The 20,070-nt window shown below is 45.5% G+C and carries 14 protein-coding genes; 9 read left to right on the top strand and 5 right to left on the bottom strand.

Features of this window, described 5'->3' with window-relative positions; genetic code table 11:
• The first annotated feature begins 54 nt into the window (after positions 1–54).
• The 7 genes from SY85_RS15690 (at position 55) to SY85_RS15655 (ending at position 10,293) form a co-directional block, all read left to right on the top strand.
• Positions 55–3,807: a DEAD/DEAH box helicase gene (locus tag SY85_RS15690; protein ID WP_066405841.1), complete on the top strand. Its 3,753-nt coding sequence runs from the start codon at positions 55–57 to the stop codon at positions 3,805–3,807.
• Between the two features lie 491 nt (positions 3,808–4,298).
• Entirely contained in the window at positions 4,299–4,787 is a 489-nt protein-coding gene (locus tag SY85_RS15680; RefSeq protein WP_066405839.1) for a CHRD domain-containing protein, read from the top strand.
• A gap of 429 nt (positions 4,788–5,216) precedes the next feature.
• On the top strand, positions 5,217–5,945 hold the full coding sequence (pxpB, locus tag SY85_RS15675; protein WP_066405838.1) for a 5-oxoprolinase subunit PxpB: 729 nt from the start codon (positions 5,217–5,219) through the stop codon (positions 5,943–5,945).
• Entirely contained in the window at positions 5,911–6,900 is a 990-nt protein-coding gene (locus tag SY85_RS15670) for a 5-oxoprolinase subunit C family protein (RefSeq protein ID WP_066405837.1), read from the top strand. Before pxpB ends, SY85_RS15670 begins: the two co-directional genes overlap by 35 nt.
• Positions 6,887–7,642, top strand: coding sequence for a 5-oxoprolinase subunit PxpA (locus SY85_RS15665; RefSeq protein ID WP_066405836.1), 756 nt, complete (start codon positions 6,887–6,889; stop codon positions 7,640–7,642). Before SY85_RS15670 ends, SY85_RS15665 begins: the two co-directional genes overlap by 14 nt.
• A gap of 51 nt (positions 7,643–7,693) precedes the next feature.
• Positions 7,694–8,902, top strand: coding sequence for an NRAMP family divalent metal transporter (locus SY85_RS15660; protein WP_066405835.1), 1,209 nt, complete (start codon positions 7,694–7,696; stop codon positions 8,900–8,902).
• Between the two features lie 287 nt (positions 8,903–9,189).
• Positions 9,190–10,293 (top strand): zinc-dependent alcohol dehydrogenase family protein, encoded by a 1,104-nt coding sequence (locus SY85_RS15655; RefSeq protein WP_226998846.1) that lies wholly within the window; start codon positions 9,190–9,192, stop codon positions 10,291–10,293.
• A gap of 237 nt (positions 10,294–10,530) precedes the next feature.
• Here SY85_RS15655 and SY85_RS15650 read toward each other — a convergent pair whose 3' ends face one another.
• From SY85_RS15650 to SY85_RS15630, 5 genes are all read right to left on the bottom strand, one after another.
• Positions 10,531–11,484 carry a c-type cytochrome gene (locus tag SY85_RS15650; protein WP_066405834.1) on the bottom strand — a complete coding sequence of 318 codons (954 nt, stop codon included), beginning with the start codon at positions 11,482–11,484 and terminating at the stop codon, positions 10,531–10,533.
• A gap of 879 nt (positions 11,485–12,363) precedes the next feature.
• Positions 12,364–13,323: an SdiA-regulated domain-containing protein gene (locus tag SY85_RS15645; protein ID WP_066405833.1), complete on the bottom strand. Its 960-nt coding sequence runs from the start codon at positions 13,321–13,323 to the stop codon at positions 12,364–12,366.
• A gap of 127 nt (positions 13,324–13,450) precedes the next feature.
• Positions 13,451–14,380, bottom strand: coding sequence for a DUF3078 domain-containing protein (locus tag SY85_RS15640; RefSeq protein WP_066405832.1), 930 nt, complete (start codon positions 14,378–14,380; stop codon positions 13,451–13,453).
• Positions 14,381–14,695: 315 nt separating this feature from the next.
• Positions 14,696–16,087, bottom strand: coding sequence for a M16 family metallopeptidase (locus SY85_RS15635; protein WP_066405831.1), 1,392 nt, complete (start codon positions 16,085–16,087; stop codon positions 14,696–14,698).
• Entirely contained in the window at positions 16,084–17,469 is a 1,386-nt protein-coding gene (locus SY85_RS15630) for a M16 family metallopeptidase (protein WP_099459391.1), read from the bottom strand. Before SY85_RS15630 ends, SY85_RS15635 begins: the two co-directional genes overlap by 4 nt.
• 415 nt (positions 17,470–17,884) lie before the next feature.
• On the opposite strand from SY85_RS15630, the gene SY85_RS15625 reads away from it, so the two are divergent.
• Entirely contained in the window at positions 17,885–18,928 is a 1,044-nt protein-coding gene (locus SY85_RS15625; RefSeq protein WP_066404799.1) for an IS110 family RNA-guided transposase, read from the top strand.
• 491 nt (positions 18,929–19,419) lie between these two features.
• Entirely contained in the window at positions 19,420–19,923 is a 504-nt protein-coding gene (locus SY85_RS15620; RefSeq protein ID WP_066405830.1) for a hypothetical protein, read from the top strand.
• Positions 19,924–20,070 lie beyond the last annotated feature (147 nt).

The following is a 20,070-nucleotide window of genomic DNA, read 5'->3' as shown; positions in this document are numbered from 1 at the left end:
GGTAGTGTATACCAATTCAAGACTTGAAATTGACAACTGTAAACTTGATATCGCTTGGCTTTACCGCATTTACTGAAATACATTTATACGCATGGCAATGATGAAGTGATTCGCCGTGGAAAAAAGATTCACGCCATTGGTTTTGTGGAGTTGGTAGAACACGATGACCTGTTCGGGTCGGCTGTTTTCCGTGTAAAAGATGATAATTACGCCACCTTTTACAAAGTTTTCATCCAGCAATACAAAGATCCCAAGGCGCTCTCCTTACGCTGCGCTTGTCCTTACAATCTGGGTGATATCTGTCGTCATGAGGCGGCTGCACTCTTCCGCTTACAAGAGCTGATGGATAAGGGCTTACTAAAGGCTGGTGATGTGTCGTACAATCAACAGCACACAGTGGCCAAAATGAAAGCCATTGAGATCAAAACGCTACGCCTGCTGTGTTCCCAGGAAACTTTTGAGGAAGCTGAAAGCTACCTGCGCAAGCAAAAACCATTGATTGAAAGTGCTAAGGATGAAATGGTTAAGGCCACTGTTAAGCTCAATGGCGAGGAGTATTATGTCATTATCCGTCGCAACGAAGAGCGCACGTTCGATACCAGTTCCAACTATGTGGATACGGAACACCCACTCTGTTTGCCTAAGATCATCGTTTTTTTGCACCTGTTTAATTTGGGTGGTACTAACTATTTCGACAGCATTCGCAACTGGGATAAGGAAAAGAACAAGCTGTTGGAAGCCTATGGTTATTCGCTAAGCGACAACCTAAAGGGGAAATTTGAGTTCAATTATAAAGATGGCAAGCCCTACCTCCGGGTGTTGGATCCTTCTATAAAAAGAGTAGCTGTATTAGCCAGCGCTCCTACACGTCCTGTAGAGCGGGTGGTTGTTCAAACAGCTGAGCCGGAAGAAGTAGAGAAAGTCGTGCAGGAAGGACGTCAGCTGGGCTTGGTGTTTAACCTAAGCAAACCAGCCTATCCTTTTTTCACACTTGACCTGGTGGAAGGAGAAAAAACAGAAGACGGCGCTTTTGTGGGCACTGTACAAAAGTTGGAGCTATCCAAGTATATCAATTTAGATATTTATAAAGAAGCTGATAGAAACCTGATCCTGCAAGTGCGAAAGCTACAGGATACAGAGGTTAATAAATACATTAACCGCAACTCTCCCTTCTCTGGTTTCTGGGAAAACATTGTACACCATGAAGGTGAAGATTTGCCCGAAGAAACAAAAGCGCTGATTGCTGAGTACTTACTGCCGAAATTAAAGAAGCTGGGTACGGACTATGCTGAACTGCCGGTCTTTGTATTGGCTAAAGGCAAAACCTTTAAAACCGCTAACCTGATAAAGGTGGAGTTCAACACAGCGCCACTGGTACCCCAGTTTAGTGTGGCCCAGAACAACGCACATTTCGAGATCGAGTGTTTTGTAATGCCCGAGAGCGTGGCCTTTGGGCTAGAGGATAATGAAGCGGCATCGCCCTTGTTCTTTTTATATAACCACGAATTGTTCTTCTGGAACAGCGTAGAAGCTGCTTCTGTAGCAGCGCAGTTCCTGCCTGGTGGCAACATGAAGGTAGAAGAAGAGGCCTGGCCGGTTACGCTCAACCAGATTGTACTGCCGCTGGCCAAAGAGTACAAGGTGGATTTTGATAAGTCATTGATTGAAGAGATCAAGGACGGTGAACCCGATGTAAAACTTTACCTGCAGGAAAAAGGCGACTACTTGGTGTTTCAACCCATATTTAATTATAAAGGGTTTGATACGAAAGCCAAAGACCGGGACGAAATGATCATCCCTCTGGGCAACCGCCTGATTGTGGTACATCGAAACAAGGTAGCAGAACAGGCCTTTATTCATAGGCTGCAAACCCTGCACTCCAACTTTGTACCTTTTGAAGAAGGCGCTGCACTGGCTCTAAAAGGTGCCGATGTATTGAAGAATAACTGGTTCTTCCTGTTTGTCGATGCCATGAAGGATCAAAAAGTGCCGGTGTATGGTTTCGAAAGCCTGAAAAACTTCCGCTTTAATACAGCTAAGCCGCAAACCCATATTTACATCAGCTCCAATACCGACTGGTTTGATGCCAAGGTAGACATCCTCTTTGGTGATCAGAAGGTAAGCGTAGCAGAAGTAAAAAAGGCCTTGGCCAATAAGCAGCAGTTTGTACAGCTTAACGATGGAACGCTGGGCATCTTGCCAGATGAATGGTTAAAGAAATACGCCTTGTTATTCCGCGTAGGTGAAGGCAAGTCCGATAAGCTAAAGCTTTCGCGTTATCACCTGAGTGTAATTGATGAGCTGTATGATAACCGCAACGAGGAAGAGCTTACCATAGAGCTGGAAGAAAAATACGAGCGCATCCGCGAGTTTGATAAGATCAAAGAAATTCCACCGCCTGAACACCTGGAGCCCATCTTGCGTCCTTACCAGAAGGCAGGCTTTCAGTGGATCAACTACCTGCACGAAGTATCGTGGGGTGGTATCCTGGCAGATGATATGGGTTTGGGTAAAACCATTCAGGCCTTGTCCTATCTATACCATTATCATGATACGTATGGTCAGCTGAAAGCCCTGGTTGTTTGTCCCACTACGCTGATCTACAACTGGGAAAATGAGATCAACAAATTTGCCCCAGGCCTGAGTTATCACATACATCATGGCCCGCAACGTATTCGCGACCATGCCACGCTAAACAAGTTCGATATTATTATCACTACTTATGGCACCCTGCGTAGTGATATCAAAACCTTTGTGGAGATGCCGCTGGACTATGTAGTACTGGATGAAAGCCAGGCTATTAAAAACCCGGCCAGTAAGGTTACCAAGGCTGCAGCCTTGCTGAAAGCCAAGCACCGTTTGTGCTTGAGTGGTACACCGCTGCAGAATAATACGTTCGACATCTTTGCGCAAATGAACTTCCTGAATCCAGGTATGCTGGGCACCATGGAGTTCTTCCGCCAGGAGTTTGCTATTCCTATTGATAAGTTTGGTGAAAAGGAACAGAAGGAGCACCTGAAAAAAATATTGTATCCCTTTATTCTGCGCCGCACCAAAGAGCAGGTGGCTAAAGATCTGCCGGAAAAAACAGAGATGGTACTGTTCTGCGAGATGGAGACGGAGCAACGTCGCATCTATGATGCCTATCGCAACGATTTCCGCGCGCGCATCTTGGGTACCATCGACGAGCAGGGTATTCAAAAGTCACAACTAACGATCTTGCAAGGATTGATGAAGCTGCGCCAGATCTGCGACTCGCCTGCCATTTTGAATGAAACAGAGAAGTATGAGAACCACTCTATCAAGTTAGAAGAACTGGCCCGTGAGATCAATGAAAACATCGGCGATCACAAGGCGCTTATCTTCTCTCAGTTCTTAGGCATGCTGGCACTGATCCGCGAAAAGCTGGAAAGTTCGGGTGTCAAATACGAATACTTTGATGGTAGTACGTCGGCTCCTGATCGCGAGAAAGCCATCCAAAACTTCCAGAACGATGATGAAACACGCGTGTTCCTCATTTCGTTGAAAGCAGGTGGTGTGGGTTTAAACCTTACAGCGGCGGACTATGTGTACATAGTAGATCCATGGTGGAACCCAGCGGTAGAGCAACAGGCCATTGACCGTACTCACCGTATTGGACAAACGAAAAATATCTTTGCTTACCGTATGATCTGTAAAGACACGATTGAAGACAAGATTATGCAACTACAAGAGCGCAAGCGTCTTTTGGCCAAAGAGCTAATCGCCGATGACGCTACATTTGTGAAAGCACTGTCACGTGAGGATGTTGAATACCTGTTTAGCTAGATCAATTAATAAACGCAATAATAAAGCCGCTTCCCAAGAGCGGCTTTTATTATACCAATAGGTTGTTACACTATAACTTAATCCTAAACACACTCGATATCCCATATCTTCAAGATATGGGATATCTACTCATACTACATTCCACCGTTTATTCTACACTGATCGTTGTACACTGATAATTGAGCATTAATCACTCCTTCTCTCCTTACTCATTATTCATCATTCCTTCCCCCAATTCCAAATCCCTAATTCCCAATTCCATCTCTCTTCATTGAACATTGTATGTTGATTATTGAGCATTGAACATTTCCTCCCTTCTATATTCATCATTCCTTGTTCCTTGTTCAATATTTTCCTCATAGCTCGTAGCTCTCCTTCCTCCTTCCTCTCTTTCCTTCTCTTAGCTCCGCTCATCCATTACCGTTATTAGGCATAATGATTGTAAATGAACACAGGCACCAAAGATTTTATTAATCATTAAATAGTGTAAAATGAAAGGAACGAGAAGCTTCTCCGGTAAGTTAATGACTGCAGCTTTTGCTGCGCTAAGTGTATTTGCTTTCTCCAGCTGTAAAGGAGATTTAGGTGAAATGGACGACACGGGTACAACGTACACCATTAGTGGCAATGCAGCCGGTAGTCAGATGGTACCTGCTGTAACTGGTACAGGCTCGGGTACAATTACGGGTACATACAATACCGGCACCAATCAGTTGTCATACACAAGCACGTGGACTGGGCTAACGGGTGGACCAACCAAAGCAGGTTTTTACATGGGCGCTAGTGGTCAATCGGGGACAATGGTAGGCTCTGCCTGGACCTTAGGTACTAATACCACAGCTGCTGGTACGTACACTGGAAATATGATCCTGACCGATGCGCAGGAAGCCGATTTGCTGGCCGGCAGATGGTATTACACATTAGGTACAGCAACGAATGCCAATGGCGAGGTGCGCGGCCAGATCATGGCAAAACGATAGTGATGTAAACAATCTTAGTAAATTCCCTCTTCTCGATATCCCATATCTTCAAGATATGGGATATCTACCCGCACCACATTTCCCTTGTGCCTTGAACATTGATAATTGAGCATTGAATATTCCCTCTCTCCTTACTCATCACTCATTATTCATCATTCCTTGTTCCTTGTTCAATATTTTCCTCCTTTTCTCCTTCCTCTCTTTTAAACGCTTAGCTTCCTTATCAACTTTTCAACTTGTTAACCTGTCAACCTTCTCCTTCTCCTTCTAATCCTTTCCAATCTTATAATCCTGGTTCTCTCTTCCTGTGGACTGTCGTCTGTCGACTGTGGACTCCTCTCGCAGCTCATAGCTCAAGGCTCGTAGCTTTTCCTTCCAATCATTCCTTTCTTCTCTTGAATTGTGGTACATTCATAAACGCATCCTCCTATGCCCGAACAACAGAAGTCATATACCATCTATCCGCTAGGCGAAACAGCATTGACCCTCGATTTTGGCAATGTAATAGATGCAGCGATAAACAAACGGGTATTAGCGCTTTTCGAAAAATTACGGGAACTGAAGCTGCCCTTTTTGTTAGATATAGTACCTGCCTACGCATCACTCACCATTTATTATGATGTAGTACAAGTGCAGCAACTTATTCATGACGATCTAACACCGGCACATGCCATGGAAGTGCTTTTGGAAAATACACTTGCTTCTTTAGAAGTAGAAAGCTACCAGGCATCGCGCCTGGTTAAAGTGCCTGTATGTTACAGTGATACCTATGCGCCCGACTTACAAGCCTTGGCCAGTGCAAAAGCGATGACTACTGAGTATGTAGTAGCGCTACACACGACACAGACATACCGTGTATACATGATTGGCTTTGTGCCGGGCTTTGCTTACATGGGAGAGGTTAATGAAAAGATAGCTATGCCTAGAAGAGATCAGCCACGCTTGCGGGTAGAAGCAGGATCAGTGGGTATTGCTGGTCGACAAACAGGCATCTACCCTTTTACTACACCAGGAGGGTGGCAGATTATTGGACGCACACCGTTAAAGCTTTTTGATCTACACCAAAAGGAGCCCACTTTACTCCAGCCTGGGGATGAAGTACAATTCTATTCAATTACAGAAGATGAGTTTGAAAGTTATAAAGGCAGGACTGCTTGATACCATACAGGATACGGGCCGCTGGGGCTATCAGCACTTAGGCGTCAACGTGAATGGCGCTATGGATCGCTTTTCAGCGCAGTTGGCTAATGCCTTGTTGGGAAAAACACTGAATGAGCCAGTAATTGAAATGCATTTCCCCGCAGCTACTATTCAGTTTCAGGAAGCAACTGTTATTTGTTTAACAGGTGCCGATTTTACACCTACTATCAATGGCAAACCTATACCGCTGAATCAGCCAGTAGCCGTATCTAAAGAGGCAGTGCTTGCCTTCAAAGCCTTACAAGCTGGTGCACGCTGCTATCTGGCAACGCTGCAGTCTTTACAGCTAACCCCATGGTTGGGCAGTTATAGTACGGCCTATAAAGTGGGTGCAGGTGGCTATGAAGGACGGCCTTTGCAGAAAGAAGATGTGCTTGCTTTCACTAATGCCATCAATATAGAGCCACTGTTGCAAGGGCAAGTGATGATGCCACTACACTGGGCGGCAGAAGGTGTGCACACCCGTTTTGAGGAAGTGCAGTTTACAATTGGCAATGAATGGTACGAACTCAATACCACCATGCAAACCCAGTTTCTCAACCAGGTGTATACAATAGCGCCTGCATCTGACCGCATGGGCTACCGGCTAGTAGGTGCCGCTTTACACACGGAGCAATCGATTAGCCTTATCTCTTCAGCTGTTAGTTTCGGTACCATACAACTTTTGCCCAATGGACAATTAGTGGTGCTGATGGCCGATCACCAAACCACTGGTGGCTACCCCCGCATTGGTCATGTTATTACAGCGCATTTGCCACACTTAGCACAGGCAAAGCCTAACGATAGCTTTCGCTTTGCATTGACTAACAACCACGTGGCTGAAGAAAAACTGCTGGCGCAACACAAATACCTCGTGCAATTGCAAAATGCCTGTAAATTCAAGATCGAAAATCGATTGCATGCAGCACGTTGACCTAAATTGCGATATGGGTGAAGGCATTGGAAACGATGAACAACTCATGCCCTATATAACCTCAGCAAATATTGCCTGTGGCTATCATGCCGGTGATGCAGAAACCATGATGCAGACCCTTCAGTTGTGTAAACAATTTAGGGTAGCTGCTGGGGCACATCCCTCCTTTCCGGATCGCGCGAATTTTGGTAGACTAGAGATGTCGTGCACACCTGTCGAAGTTTATCAATGGGTGCAACTACAGGTACAGGCACTACAGCTTTTGGCATCGCAACTGGATATTAACCTGGTACATGTGAAGCCTCATGGCGCTCTCTATAACCAGGCAGCCCGAGAGCAACAACTGGCAGCTGCTATTGCCCAAGCGGTGAAAGATATTGACCCACATTTAATAGTAGTAGGCTTAAGTGGTAGCTACTTGATCACTGAAGCGGAAACACTAGGTTTAACGACCGCCAGTGAAGTTTTTGCTGATAGAACCTATCAGGATGATGGTAGCCTGACGCCTCGCACACAGCCGGGTGCACTCATTGAAGAAGAAGCTGCCAGCATTCAGCAGGTATTGCAAATGGTAAAGCAGGGAAGTGTAATGGCCCTGTCGGGTAAAGATGTACCGCTAAAGGCAGAGACTATTTGTTTGCATGGCGATGGAATACATGCCACCCGTTTTGCAAAAGCACTTCGCAAAACACTGGAAAGCGAAGGCATTACTATTCAATCATTGCAGAAGGCACCATTATAAAAACATAGACTAATCCGATTACCCGTTACAAACAACTGCCAGAGCCACAATATGCCAGATAATACTCCATCACAAAAGAACAAAGCCGCTGGTTCGGCTATTTTGGGCGCCGCTTTTTTAATGGCCACTTCGGCCATTGGACCAGGATTTCTTACCCAAACCACGCTCTTCACTGCTGATCTACTGGCTTCCTTTGGCTTTGTGATCCTGGTGTCACTATTACTGGATATTGGTGCACAAACCAACATCTGGCGGATTATAACGGTAAGTAATAAACGTGCACAGGATGTGGCTAACAAACTGGTGCCGGGCTTGGGAATAGCATTGGCTATATTGGTTGCCTTTGGTGGACTGGTTTTTAATATTGGCAATATCGCTGGTTGTGGGTTGGGACTGCAGGCCCTGACGGGTATGGATATCAAAGCAGGTGCTGTCCTGAGTTGTGTAATGTCACTGGGTATCTTTTGGTATAAAGAAGCAGGCCGACTGATGGATGGCTTTACCAAAGTGCTGGGGCTGTTAATGATTGGCCTGACACTCTATATTGCTATTGTATCGCAGCCTCCGGTAACAGAGGCGTTGTATAGAACAGTATGGCCTGAAAAGATAGATATGCTAAAGATCGTAACCCTGGTAGGTGGTACGGTGGGCGGCTATATTTCATTTGCTGGCGCGCACCGTTTGTTGGATGCAGGCATCCGGGGAAAAGAAGCTTTACCACAAGTAACACGTAGCGCCGTTAGTGGTATTCTCATTACATCCGTTATGCGGTTTGTGCTCTTCTTTGCAGCCTTGGGTGTGGTATGGCATGGGGCCACATTAAATGGAAGCAATCCGGCCGGTTCGGTGTTTCAAATAGCTGCTGGCAACATTGGCTTTCGCTTCTTTGGTTTTGTGATGTGGTGCGCCGCCATTACTTCAGTAGTTGGCGCATCCTATACATCGGTCTCTTTCTTTCGCACATTGCACCCGGCTATTGAAAAAAACCAACGCACCATTGTCTCGCTATTCATCATTGCCTCTACAATCATATTTACCCTATTAGGCAATCCGGTGAAGCTATTAATAATAGCCGGTGCAGTGAATGGACTGATTCTGCCCATAGCCTTGGCCGTTATATTAATAGCTGCCACCAGGCAGCGGGTAGTGGGTAACTACCAGCATCCGCTATGGATGTCCATTGCCGGCTGGTTGGTCGTAATCGTAATGAGCTGGATGGGATACGTAACAATCGCCAACAGTTGGAATAAGTTGTGGTAGAGAGTTAAGCTTGGTTCATATCTGTATGAGAACTCGCATTTCTAAAACAACCTTAAACTGCTTCAGTCAAATCATAAACTGAAGTCATGTCTATAAGTGACGGCCGTCATTAAAGGGCGATTGACTTACATCTAACTTCAACAAGAAAGCTTTAAAATAGGTAGTCTGCGCCAGGCTAAGTGTGGCAAGCAGTGAACAGCTTATTATAGCTATTTCAACACCAACACTTGGTGCCGTGCAGAACGCAATGGTTTTTCTTCTTTTATAACCACTTAAGAATTTTACTTATGAAAAATACCATGAGGGCCCTTGTCTACAATGGGCCAGAAAGTATAGAACTAAAAGAAGTAGCAGTTCCAACACTCAATAAGCCTACAGATGCATTGATTAAAATAACAATGACTACGATATGTGGCACCGACTTAGGCATAATAAAAGGGAAGGTGCCCGACGTGAAACCCGGAACAACACTAGGACATGAAGGTGTAGGTATAGTACAAGAAGTGGGAACTGCCGTTCGCAACTTTAAGAAAGGTGACCATGTACTTATTTCCTGCATTACTTCAGACGGCACCTGCGAGTATTGCAAAAAAGGCATGTATGCCCATTGTGAAGACGGAGGCTGGATCTTAGGCCATCTGATCAATGGCACACAAGCAGAATATGTATGCATACCCCATGCAGATAATAGCCTTCACCACATCCCTCCTGGATCAGATGAAGAAGCGTTGGTAATGTTGAGTGATATCTTGCCTACCGGCTATGAAATCGGTGTTTTAAATGGCCGTGTGAAGCCCGGCGATACAATAGCTATTATTGGTTCCGGTCCTATTGGGTTGGCAGCCTTATTAACCGCCCAATTTTATTCTCCTGCCAAGATCTATATGGTAGATATGGATAACAACCGCCTGTCTGTTGCAAAACGATTTGGTGCTACGCATGTTATCAACTCAGAAACTGAAGACCCAGTACAAAGGGTTATGGTTGAAACAAAAGACGGTGTCGATGTGGCAATTGAAGCCGTCGGTTTGCCGGCTTCCTTCGATGTGTGTCAGCGCATTGTACGCCCGGGTGGACACTTGGCTGTTATAGGTGTATTTGGGCATGGCGTAGATCTGCAGCTGGATAAATTATGGATAAAAAACATAACAATGACTACAGGATTGGTTAGCACATACACAACGCCTATGTTATTAAAGACAGTGGCATCAGGCAAACTGGAGCCCAAGAAACTTATCACTCACCGTTTTAAGATGAATGACATTTTGAATGCATACAACGTGTTTGGGAATGCAGGAACAGAAAAAGCGCTTAAAGTTATCATAGAGGCTGAAGGGGTGACCATACATAAGGCTGTGAGCGGAGAAAAGAAAGAGGAATTGTCTAGGTAGAGTATGAGCGCTCTAAAGAAACTAGCAATTTTGTGAATGCCTGCCACCATAATAAAGCAGCCCTATAGACAGGGCTGCTGTTTACATATGGACATCTAGTTATGGAGTGCTTTTTGTTTTCTTACTTCTCCATTGAACATTCCCTCTCTCATTACTCCTTACGCATCACTCATTATTCATCATTCCTTGTTCCTTGTTCAATATTCTGCCTGGCCTTCGCCGCGCTGGTGCTCCCCTTTAGGTACCCGGGGTGCTCTTAGCTTCCTCCGTCGGGGTTGGCGGCAAACTTTTCAGATAGTTATAAATCGCCTTCAACTCAGTATCGCTCATGCGACCAAATGACTCCCAAGGCATATGGCTATGTTGTATAACACGACCCATGCGGAAGCGGTCAATAAAGTTTTGCTCTGTCCAGCCATAAATGCGGCTGGTTGGGTGTGGCGTAAGATTGGGAGGTGTAAGTGTGGTTTTGCCTTCTTCTACAAATGGGCCACCACCCGCCATGGGCTTACCTACATAGTTGCCAATCTCATCTCGCTTGGTGTGGCACTCATTACAGTTGGCCACAGCCATTACCATATAGCGGCCATATTCAATTGATGAATCGGCTTTCAAGTCGGTGCGCACCGGTTCGGTAGGACCTTGCGGCTTCAGCATAAAGGCCTTGATCACTCTTCCCATTATGTTGTAATCGTGATCAGGTACTTTATTAGAGATAGGCTTTAGCGAGCGTAGGTAAGAAATAACGGCTGTAATATCAGCATCGCTGAAATTCTGGGCTTGCATGAAAGGTAACACCGCTTCGCCATTTTTCTTCACACTATAACGCAATACCCGGGCTATCTCCCCATCGGTCAGGTTGCCAATACCGGTTTCTTTATCCGGTGTCAGGTTACGTGTGTAAAACACACCAAAGGGCAGGTCAAAGGTATTGCCACCCGTTAGGGGCACTTCCCCACCCACCTTTAAAACAGAATCCACATTCTTCACCTTACTATGGCAGTCGGCACAATGGCCAGGGCCCAGCACAATATGTTTACCCTTAGCAATAATAGCCGGATCGGTAGAGGCTTTGATATTCGGATAAGGGCGTTCGTAAGTGAGGTGCTGGCGAAGGGCTACCGTAAGGGTGGCTCCTAAAACAAGGATCAGGATAATGATACCCGTCCATTTCAAAATCTTAAGGATCATAGACAGTTTGTTTCGTATGCGGAAAATTAGTCATGGGAATAGGTGCTTTACAATTCCACCCCGCATGAACTGCTAAAAGAAATGGATTAATTGCTGCTCAGCCGGCTCTATAAGCCGCTAAGAAGAGCGCTTCGCACTAGATAGTGTCGCACAGAGCAAAGGAGAAAACGAGGACCGCGGATTGGTTTGGATTAGTAGGATTAACAGGATTTAAAAGAGTGATGAAAAAAGTAAATCTCTAAAAAGGAAAAGCACTCCGTTAAGTGGAGTGCTTTTCCTTTATCAATTCCATCTCTCTTCATTGAACATTGAGTATTGAAAGTTGAGCATTGAACATTTCCTCCCTTCTATATTCATCATTCCTTGTTCCTTGTTCATTATTCCCTTGTTCCTTGCCTGCTACTCCTCTGTTCCTTCATTACTCCTCCTCTGTCCCTTCATGGTTACTCCGTATAGAATACTAGGTTACTCCGTATGGGAGCCTACTTAACTCCGTATCTCACCCGTACCTCGGCCGATCCTTGGCCCTACCTCACCCGTACCTAGAGCCGTATGCCGCCGTCCGTTCATTGCTATAAACACATATAAATAGTAAAGAAAAGTGGAATAAGAAAGGCTGAAGATGCCCTAAAAGAAGAAGCTTAAAGATACAAAACCCTTGCCTGTAGAGCAAGTTCTTTTCTCCCTTATACCCTGAACATTGATACTAGAGCATTGACAATTTCTCTCTTTTCCCTCCGAATTCCAAATCCCTAATTCCCAATTCTATCTCTCTTCATTGAACATTGAGTATTGAAAGTTGAGCATTGAACATTTCCTCCCTTCTATATTCATCATTCCTTGTTCCTTGTTCATCATTCCCTTCCCTTCCTGAAAATCCTAGTTCTCTATCTCCACCCTCGCCAGCACCCCCGCACCCTCCACTCCTTCACTGGATATGTAGAGCTCGCCCGCAGGTGTAAAAGACAGACCTTCAGGCTGCTTGAAGTCAGCTCTGGAAATGTTATATACTCTTTTAAGATGGCCTTGGGTGTCCATGACCAACAGCTTGGGCCTTGGGCCGTCTACAAGATACAGATCGCCGGTGGTGGGGTGAATGGCAATATCGGAAGGCTGCATGCGGTGCTGGGCTTTCTTTTCTTTTAGGTCATCCCAGATCTTGTCGTTTAGATCGATCTTGTAAACAGGATTTGGGGCTAACTGTTTGGTAGAAAGATTGAAAGCATAAATGCCTTTATAGTCGTTGGAGTGAGAGTCGATGCCTTTAATGGCTAACAACAAGCGGTTGTTGTTTTTATCATAACACAACCCCTCTACATCTTGCTGGGAGGTGAGGGAAGTTTTATACTTCTGTGTCGAAGGATTGTTTCCTAAATAGTTCGTCACCTCAAACAGGGTTCCATCTGAGCGCAATACATATGCCGTACTACCTACTACGGCAATGCCTTCATAATCACCATGTTTACCAAAGGGAATTTCTTTATCCACTTTATTGGTGGCCGTATTATAAATAAAAATACTACCGTCTTCATCCTGAATACAGGCAAACTGGTTGTTACCAAGAAAGGCCATACCTGATATTTCGGTCAGCTCTTTTGGCATGCTCCATTTTTGGGTAACGAGTACATTGGTAGACGGTGGCGCCTCTGCTGTTTTCTCTTCTTTTTTGTCTTCCTTTTTCTTCTTCTCTTTTTTATCCTTCTTTGGCTGGTCACCATTCATACCAGCTTCTACTACGGGAAGCTTGTTTCCAAAAACCCGCTGCAGGTCGTGCCAGAAAAAGCTCACGGGAATCATAAGAACCACAATTACAAAGGCTGCTATTACATACCGGTTCATACTATAAACGTTTTGCCCTATGATCACACAAATCATTCAAGAAGGAAGGGATTACAAATAGGGTGCCTTTTCTATCGCGCTGATAGAAAGAAATAAGGTACAAACAATAGTTTATAACTGTCGCCAATTAAAAGCGAAGGGCCAGGCCTACGCCTACCAGCGACTTGAACTGCGTGCGGGCTGATGTGCCATTAGGGCCAAATATGCGGGTGTCATCATCGTAGACGATGTCTACATTCCAGGTAAGGGCCAGCGACTTCCAGAGTTTAATGGCCAATATATTGGTCATAGTGATGTCTATATTCTGCGGATTGTGTTTATAGTTACTAAACAAGTCCAGGCGCCCCTTATAGGTGATGTTCTTTGCCAGGTCCTTAAGAAAAGAGGCTGTTACAAAAGCGCCAATTTCATTATGGCTGTGTTTGCCGGCAGGTACTCCATACAGTCCCTTTTGAGATAAGCTATCATCTTTTACAATAACCCAGCGGGTGGTGATGGGAGAAAGATAGACAGATAGCCATTGATTGGGCCGGTAATCCATACCTATGCTGAACAGTACATAACCGGGCGATAAAAAGTTAGAAATAAGTGTTTTGGTATTATCGCTATGAAATTGGTAACCTTTAAAGCTCTGCGTACGAAAATTAAAAAGAGTTGCAATGTTCCACTTGGGTGCAATGGCATAACCGTATTTGGACAACAGGTCAAGACGGTCATCATTTTTACGGCTGCCGGTACTGGTGGTACGCACAAACCCATAAGCAAAGTCCAGTGTGTTATCCCAATTGTGCCTGTCCTTGCGGTAAAAGGCAAACAGGCTGAGTATTGTATTGAGAGAAAGGGTGAAGTCGTCGCCCCCGGCTGCCCAGTTGCTCAAGGAACCTTGTGAGACAGTCAATGTATAAAGACCACCTGTTTTCCAAACCCAATTGGTGGTATCTGCAGAGTCTTTTTTAATAGTTCGTTCCGTCTGCTTTCTAAGGTCTCTTACAGTGGTATCCTGGGCCATTAGAAGCCCGGCGTAAAGCAGGCAGCAAAGGAGTAGCATCTTCTTCATAGCTGTTGATTGTATTAGCTCAACCTCATGAAAACTCATGCCAAGCAGATGTGGGAAGGAGGAAAGGTTGCCAATGAAAAAAGAATTAGCTGATGATTGTTGACAGGTTAACAAGTTGATAAGTTCACAAGGTAGGTTTCACGCAAAGGCGCTAAGGTTAGTAGACGCCAAGAAAAACTGTCTATAAAAGAAAAGCACTCCGCCTAAGGAGTGCTTTTCTTTTAAAAAGAAGTTGGCTGTTGGCTTGAAGCGTGCAGCTTGTAGCTTGCAGCCTTCCTTTCACGTCTCACGTTTGACGTTTCATGATCTCTACCCTTAAAACGTCTTCTTCATCGCCTTTTGCTTTTCAATTTGCTGCTGAACAGCTTCTTTATCACCAATCATCACCTTGGTCATTTTATCGTACTGAACATATTTCTTAGCGGTTTCTGATACCTTCTCGGGTGTAACCGCATAAATGTTCTTCACCAGGTTGTTCAGGTAACTGTCATCCAGGCCATACAAGTCCAGGAAGTTTAGCTGACCAATGATACCGTTGGGCGTAGAGTTTTGTAGTACAAAAATGCCCGCTTCATAGTTTTGAATACCTGCTAACTCTTCCTTGGTGGGTGCTTCCATTTGCAGGCGCTTGATCTCCTTTTCTATTTCATTTAGCGCATCTACCGTGTGCTCACTGGTAATATCGGCCTGCTCAAACCACAGGGCGCTGCCTTTACGGTTCTGAATAGTGCTGAAAGGCGAATAGGTGTAACCCTTATTCTCGCGAATGTTGGATGTAATGCGTGATCCAAACGAGCCGCCTAACAAGGAGTTGGTCACTAACAGTGGTACATAGTCTTTATTGGTAGGTGTTATAACCGGCATACCCACCATAAGGGTGGTTTGCGGTGCGCCCTTGCGGTCTACCAACAACGTGTCCACTACCGGCGACAGATTTACAGGTGGATAGCTTACTTCCGGCCCTTCCTTCCATTTTGATAAGGAGCTGTTGATGGCTGATGCTACAGCACTTTCATCAAACTTACCGGCTACGTAGATCACCGAACGCCTGGCGCCAAAATTCTTTTCATAAAAATCCTTCACCATGTCTACCGTATAGCTGTTGATCATTTCTTCTGTAGGATAGATGCGGCCGTAAGGATGGTCTTTGTAAATGGCCTGCATAAACTGCTCCTGGGCCTGTGATTGTGGAGAGGCTTTTTGTGTCACTAGCTGACGCTTCATGTTGCCCTTCAGGCGTTCGATTTCAGAAGCCGGGAAGGCGGGTTGCTGTACCAGGCCTGAAATGAGGCGGATAAACTCTGGGGCGTATTCCGATAGCACCGACCCGGAAATAGTGGTTTGAGTAGGCCCAACACTAACGTTAAGACTACCGCCCATCATGGCTACTTTTTTAGACAAGGCTGCAAAGTCGGCATTGGCAGTGCCCTCGCGCAGCATACGGCCAGTCAGATCGGCCAGCCATACCTGGTTAGGCCCTTCATGCACATTGCCGGTTTTGATGATCAGGCTAATAGTGGCCTTGGGAATAATGCCATAAGGGATCGTAGTGCTCTTTAGGCCATTGGCATACGACTGGGTCTTTTTGGCGGGCAGCTTAAAGTCCTTGGCCTTGCCACCTGCCGGCGGTGTTTGCTTTTGAGCTATTGCCGGTTGAGCGATAGCTATACAAAAAGCCGTTATGATATAGATGATGTTTTTTCTCATGCTTTGGGTGCTTTAGGGTCAATAATCAAAATGGTTCGGTTGGTAGGTGTCAGGTAGTTTTGAACCGTGCGACGTATAAGCTCGGGCGTTACCTTCTTGAACTCATTCTCCAGGTTGTTGATGCGATTAGGATCATTATCAAACAGGGCGAAGCAAGCCAGCAGGTTAACCTTACCAATACCAAAATTGCCACCCATAGCATCATACAAGCCAGAACGGATTTTCACAAGCGCCATCTGCAGGTCTTCGTTGGTAACATTGGCCAGGTTGGCAATGGCCTTATCGTATTCGGCTATGATGGAGTCGGGCGCTAACGTAGAATCATAAATCAGGTTAGACATCCATAGCATGGGCCCGTTGTAATCGTACATATTGCCCAGGGCAAAGTTGATTCCTCCGCTTACACTATTTGTGTAACCCTTGGTTTGTACCAGTTGCTGGTAAAGACGGCTATCCTGGCCTTGTACCAAAATCTGGTCAATAATTCCCATAGCAAAGTACTCGGGTGTATTGCGGGCTGGCATTTTATAAGCCACCGCAATAGCGGGCTTTTTGGCCAGCTTGTCTTCTTTTACAAAGCGTTGTTCGGCCGTTTGCTTGGGCTCTGTCAGGTCTGGTGGTGGTGGTAATTGAGAAGAAGCGATCTTGCTGAAGTACTTATCCACCATCTGGCGGGCAGCAGGCACTTCAAAATCGCCCGATACCACCAGTACCGCATTATTCGGTGCATAGAAGGTTTTGAAGAAGGCATCTACATCTCCCAGCTTAGCGGAGTCCAGGTCTTTCAGATCGCCATAGAAGTTGTGGGCATTATACCAGTTCTTGTTGGCGTATTGCGGCATGTCTAGCCAGGGGAAGCCACCATAGGGCTGGTTGAGCACGTTTACCTTTACTTCATTCTTTACCACACCTTGTTGGTTGGTGAGGTTTTCCTGGGTGATCTTCAAGCCACGCATGCGATCTGCTTCAGCCCAAAGGGCCGTTTCCAGTTTGTGCGCGGGCATCACTTCAAAATAATTGGTAAAATCAAAGCGCGTAGAACCGTTTAGGATGCCACCGTTTTTCTGTACCAGTTGAATGAACTCCATCTTGCCTAAGTTCTCTGAACCCTGGAACATCATATGTTCAAAGAGGTGGGCAAAACCCGTGCGGTTCTTGGGCTCAATGCGAAAGCCAATGTTGTAATATACACCTACGGCAATGGTGGGCGCTGTCTTATCGGGCGACAGTACCACTTTTAATCCATTAGGCAGTTTGTAATAAGTAACCGGCACCTGCATGCTGGATGTAGATGCAGGTGTTTGTCCCCATCCCAGTGTGGGCAGGGCTGCCAATGCCAGTAGCAGCATTTTACGAAAAGGTCGATGCGACATTTTGTTCATAAGCCTTGTGTTTAGTGAAAGAACGTGAAGTGCCAATGCAAGAATTTGTTTTGCAGTTGACGGCGATTAAGATAAACTAGAATGTGCAAAAAGGGAAGCGGTAAAATGATCAACGGTTGGTAGGGCTTCATGATTTCATATCAAACCTGATCTATGCTAATATTGGCCAGCAGCAGCGTAGCTGTATTTATTTATTCACTAGATTGGTGGTAAACTGATTGCGTTTTCTGTGTTTTTGAAATCGCATAACAGCAGAGGTTAGGTGAAATAAAAAACACAAAAAAGCAATTGAAATGAATATATCTTCTTTGTGTTAGGCAAGAAAGGCATATCTGCTTTTAAGGTAGTGTTGTTGCGTATAGCATTCATGTAAATAGGATAGCTTACCGGTCCTAAACACTAAAGGAGGTAAGTTATGCAACAGCTTTTTATTGGTTTAGATGTCCACAAAAAAACGTGGGCGGTTACTATCCAGGAAGAACACCTTGTTGTCAAACGCTTCACTATGGAAGCCAATGCAGCCATCTTAGTGAACTATATTCAAAAGCATTTTCCCCATCACCAGGTACAGTGCTGTTATGAGAGCTGCTGCTGCGGCTACCACATCTACCACTCCCTGACGGCTGCGGGTTGGCAGGTGCTGGTGGTCAACCCCGGTGATATTGCCCGTGGCCATAAACTTGCCGTTTGTAAAACCGATAAGATTGACAGCACCCACCTGGCCCAGGAACTGGCGGCGGGACGACTCACCGGCATTTATATTCCATCGCACGAACAAGAACAGTTCCGTAGCCTTTTTCGCCGGCGTAATGACCTGGTTAAAAATATCCGGCGTATTAAGTGCAGCATTAAAAGCATGCTCTTGTACTATGGCATTGTACTGCCTAAAAAATACGACACCATCACCTGGAGTAAAGAGATGCTCCAGTGGCTGGGGCAGCAGCATTGGTCTTACACACCAGCTACCACAGCCATGCACAGCCGATTAGCAGAACTGGAATTTTTGAAAACCCAGTTCCTACAGGTCTCCAAGGAGTTGCGCATCTATACCCGCAAAAACCACCGCCAGGATTATTACCTGTTGCGCTCGCTACCGGGTGTGGGCCCCCTAACCGCCATCGGGGTCTTGGCTGAAGTGGGCGACATCCGCCGCTTTAAAGGCATCGACCGCTTAAGTGCCTATGTGGGGTTAGTACCTGCCGTACACAGCTCCGGTGGACGCACCTATACCAAGGGACTAACCCGGCGTAGTAAAGCCCTGTTGAGAAGCTATTTGGTAGAGGCGGCCTGGGTGGCATGCAAAAAAGATCCGGTCTTAATGCAGTACTACCAGGAGCGCAAAGGTGGTGATCATAAAAAGCTGATCGTCAAGCTGGCTGCCAAGACCCTCAGCCGGATGTACCATGTGATCAAAACAGGAGAACCCTACCAATTGGAAAAAGTAAAAGCCCTGGCCTAACAGAGGCCTGTATCTTATTACCGTTCTGATCTTTTAACACAATGCAGAAAAGGCATTTAAAAATAAAAAGTGGCGACTGTAAAACACGCTATGCAGCTCCCTGTGCTTAGTATAGCTCCCTGTGCTTAGTATAGGCCGAAGACTGCTGTCGTATAGCATACAGCGCCACTTCCTTTGCCTATAATAAATGCTTGCAGCGGACACAAGGACTCCGACTGCTGATAGGATGCCAAGACAAAGGTAATAAGGTGAAAAAAGACAACCCGACCGCGCAGCTGGCGTAAGGCTTTTTTTAGTAATCAAAAGGGAAACGGATTAAAGGATTTAGTCAGCTGGCAGGGCCCCTATTGTGCTTTAGAATACAGCGGCGGCGGCCCTACCAACTTACCGCTTATACTACACTTTGAAAACCAACGTATCTTTATCAGCAACCAGCTATCCCTATTACATAGGATTTACTTGTTATAGGCAATATCACAGATCTTCATTTAATGAAAGTGAAATTATTCATAGTCATCCTCTTACTTTGTTGCGGCCATTCATCCATCGCACAAAATAGTGCCCAGCTTAAAAGCCAAGCGGATTCTGTAGAATATGTCAAAACCAAAATGAGGCAACTACGAGAAGTGAACTCCTACGCTATCGGCTTTGCGGGTCAGCAATCTATGCAGTTTCAAGGCTTTCTCTTCTTGCTGAACACTCTGGATAATGAGCAGTGGCTGAAACTAACAAAAGATACCAGTGCTTGTTTACGGGCGTACGCCTATGCGGCTTTGGTGCATAATCGACATAAAGGCATGACGGACGTTGAAAAAAATTTTCTAAAGGATAGTACTCAAGTGCCTGTAATGTTTGGTTGTATAGGCGGGGATATGACTGTTGCTGCCTTAGTTGCTAATGTTAGTAACTTCTACAATCGAAAGTTCGTAAATCAACTGCTTGCAGAATATTACACAGGAAACTTGTTTTGGCATAGAAGGTTGTTTCAGAACTAAGGCAGAACAGCCTATAACATAAGTATTGCTGCAACACAGGCTATGTACTATCTTTCAACTGTAAATCACTAATCAACAAACGAACAAGGTTACTGCCTTTGTTGGTCTTCGGTGTGCGGCGGCCGTTGTTGTGTCTTTTGACCAACA

Source organism: Flavisolibacter tropicus (genome assembly GCF_001644645.1).
In the GTDB taxonomy this organism is placed as follows: Bacteria; Bacteroidota; Bacteroidia; order Chitinophagales; family Chitinophagaceae; genus Flavisolibacter; species Flavisolibacter tropicus.
This window is presented reverse-complemented; position numbering and strand designations above follow the sequence as displayed.

Bases quoted from the DNA above. Each gene is read 5' to 3' on its own strand.
- SY85_RS15625 (WP_066404799.1), top strand. From the start codon at position 17,885: ATGCAACAGCTTTTTATTGGTTTAGATGTCCACAAAAAAACGTGGGCG.
- SY85_RS15620 (WP_066405830.1), top strand. From the start codon at position 19,420: ATGAAAGTGAAATTATTCATAGTCATCCTCTTACTTTGTTGCGGCCAT.
- SY85_RS15635 (WP_066405831.1), bottom strand. From the start codon at position 16,087: ATGAGAAAAAACATCATCTATATCATAACGGCTTTTTGTATAGCTATC.
- SY85_RS15650 (WP_066405834.1), bottom strand. From the start codon at position 11,484: ATGATCCTTAAGATTTTGAAATGGACGGGTATCATTATCCTGATCCTT.
- SY85_RS15665 (WP_066405836.1), top strand. From the start codon at position 6,887: ATGCAGCACGTTGACCTAAATTGCGATATGGGTGAAGGCATTGGAAAC.
- SY85_RS15655 (WP_226998846.1), top strand. From the start codon at position 9,190: ATGAAAAATACCATGAGGGCCCTTGTCTACAATGGGCCAGAAAGTATA.
- SY85_RS15640 (WP_066405832.1), bottom strand. From the start codon at position 14,380: ATGAAGAAGATGCTACTCCTTTGCTGCCTGCTTTACGCCGGGCTTCTA.
- pxpB (WP_066405838.1), top strand. From the start codon at position 5,217: ATGCCCGAACAACAGAAGTCATATACCATCTATCCGCTAGGCGAAACA.
- SY85_RS15645 (WP_066405833.1), bottom strand. From the start codon at position 13,323: ATGAACCGGTATGTAATAGCAGCCTTTGTAATTGTGGTTCTTATGATT.
- SY85_RS15670 (WP_066405837.1), top strand. From the start codon at position 5,911: ATGAGTTTGAAAGTTATAAAGGCAGGACTGCTTGATACCATACAGGAT.
- SY85_RS15660 (WP_066405835.1), top strand. From the start codon at position 7,694: ATGCCAGATAATACTCCATCACAAAAGAACAAAGCCGCTGGTTCGGCT.
- SY85_RS15680 (WP_066405839.1), top strand. From the start codon at position 4,299: ATGAAAGGAACGAGAAGCTTCTCCGGTAAGTTAATGACTGCAGCTTTT.
- SY85_RS15630 (WP_099459391.1), bottom strand. From the start codon at position 17,469: ATGAACAAAATGTCGCATCGACCTTTTCGTAAAATGCTGCTACTGGCA.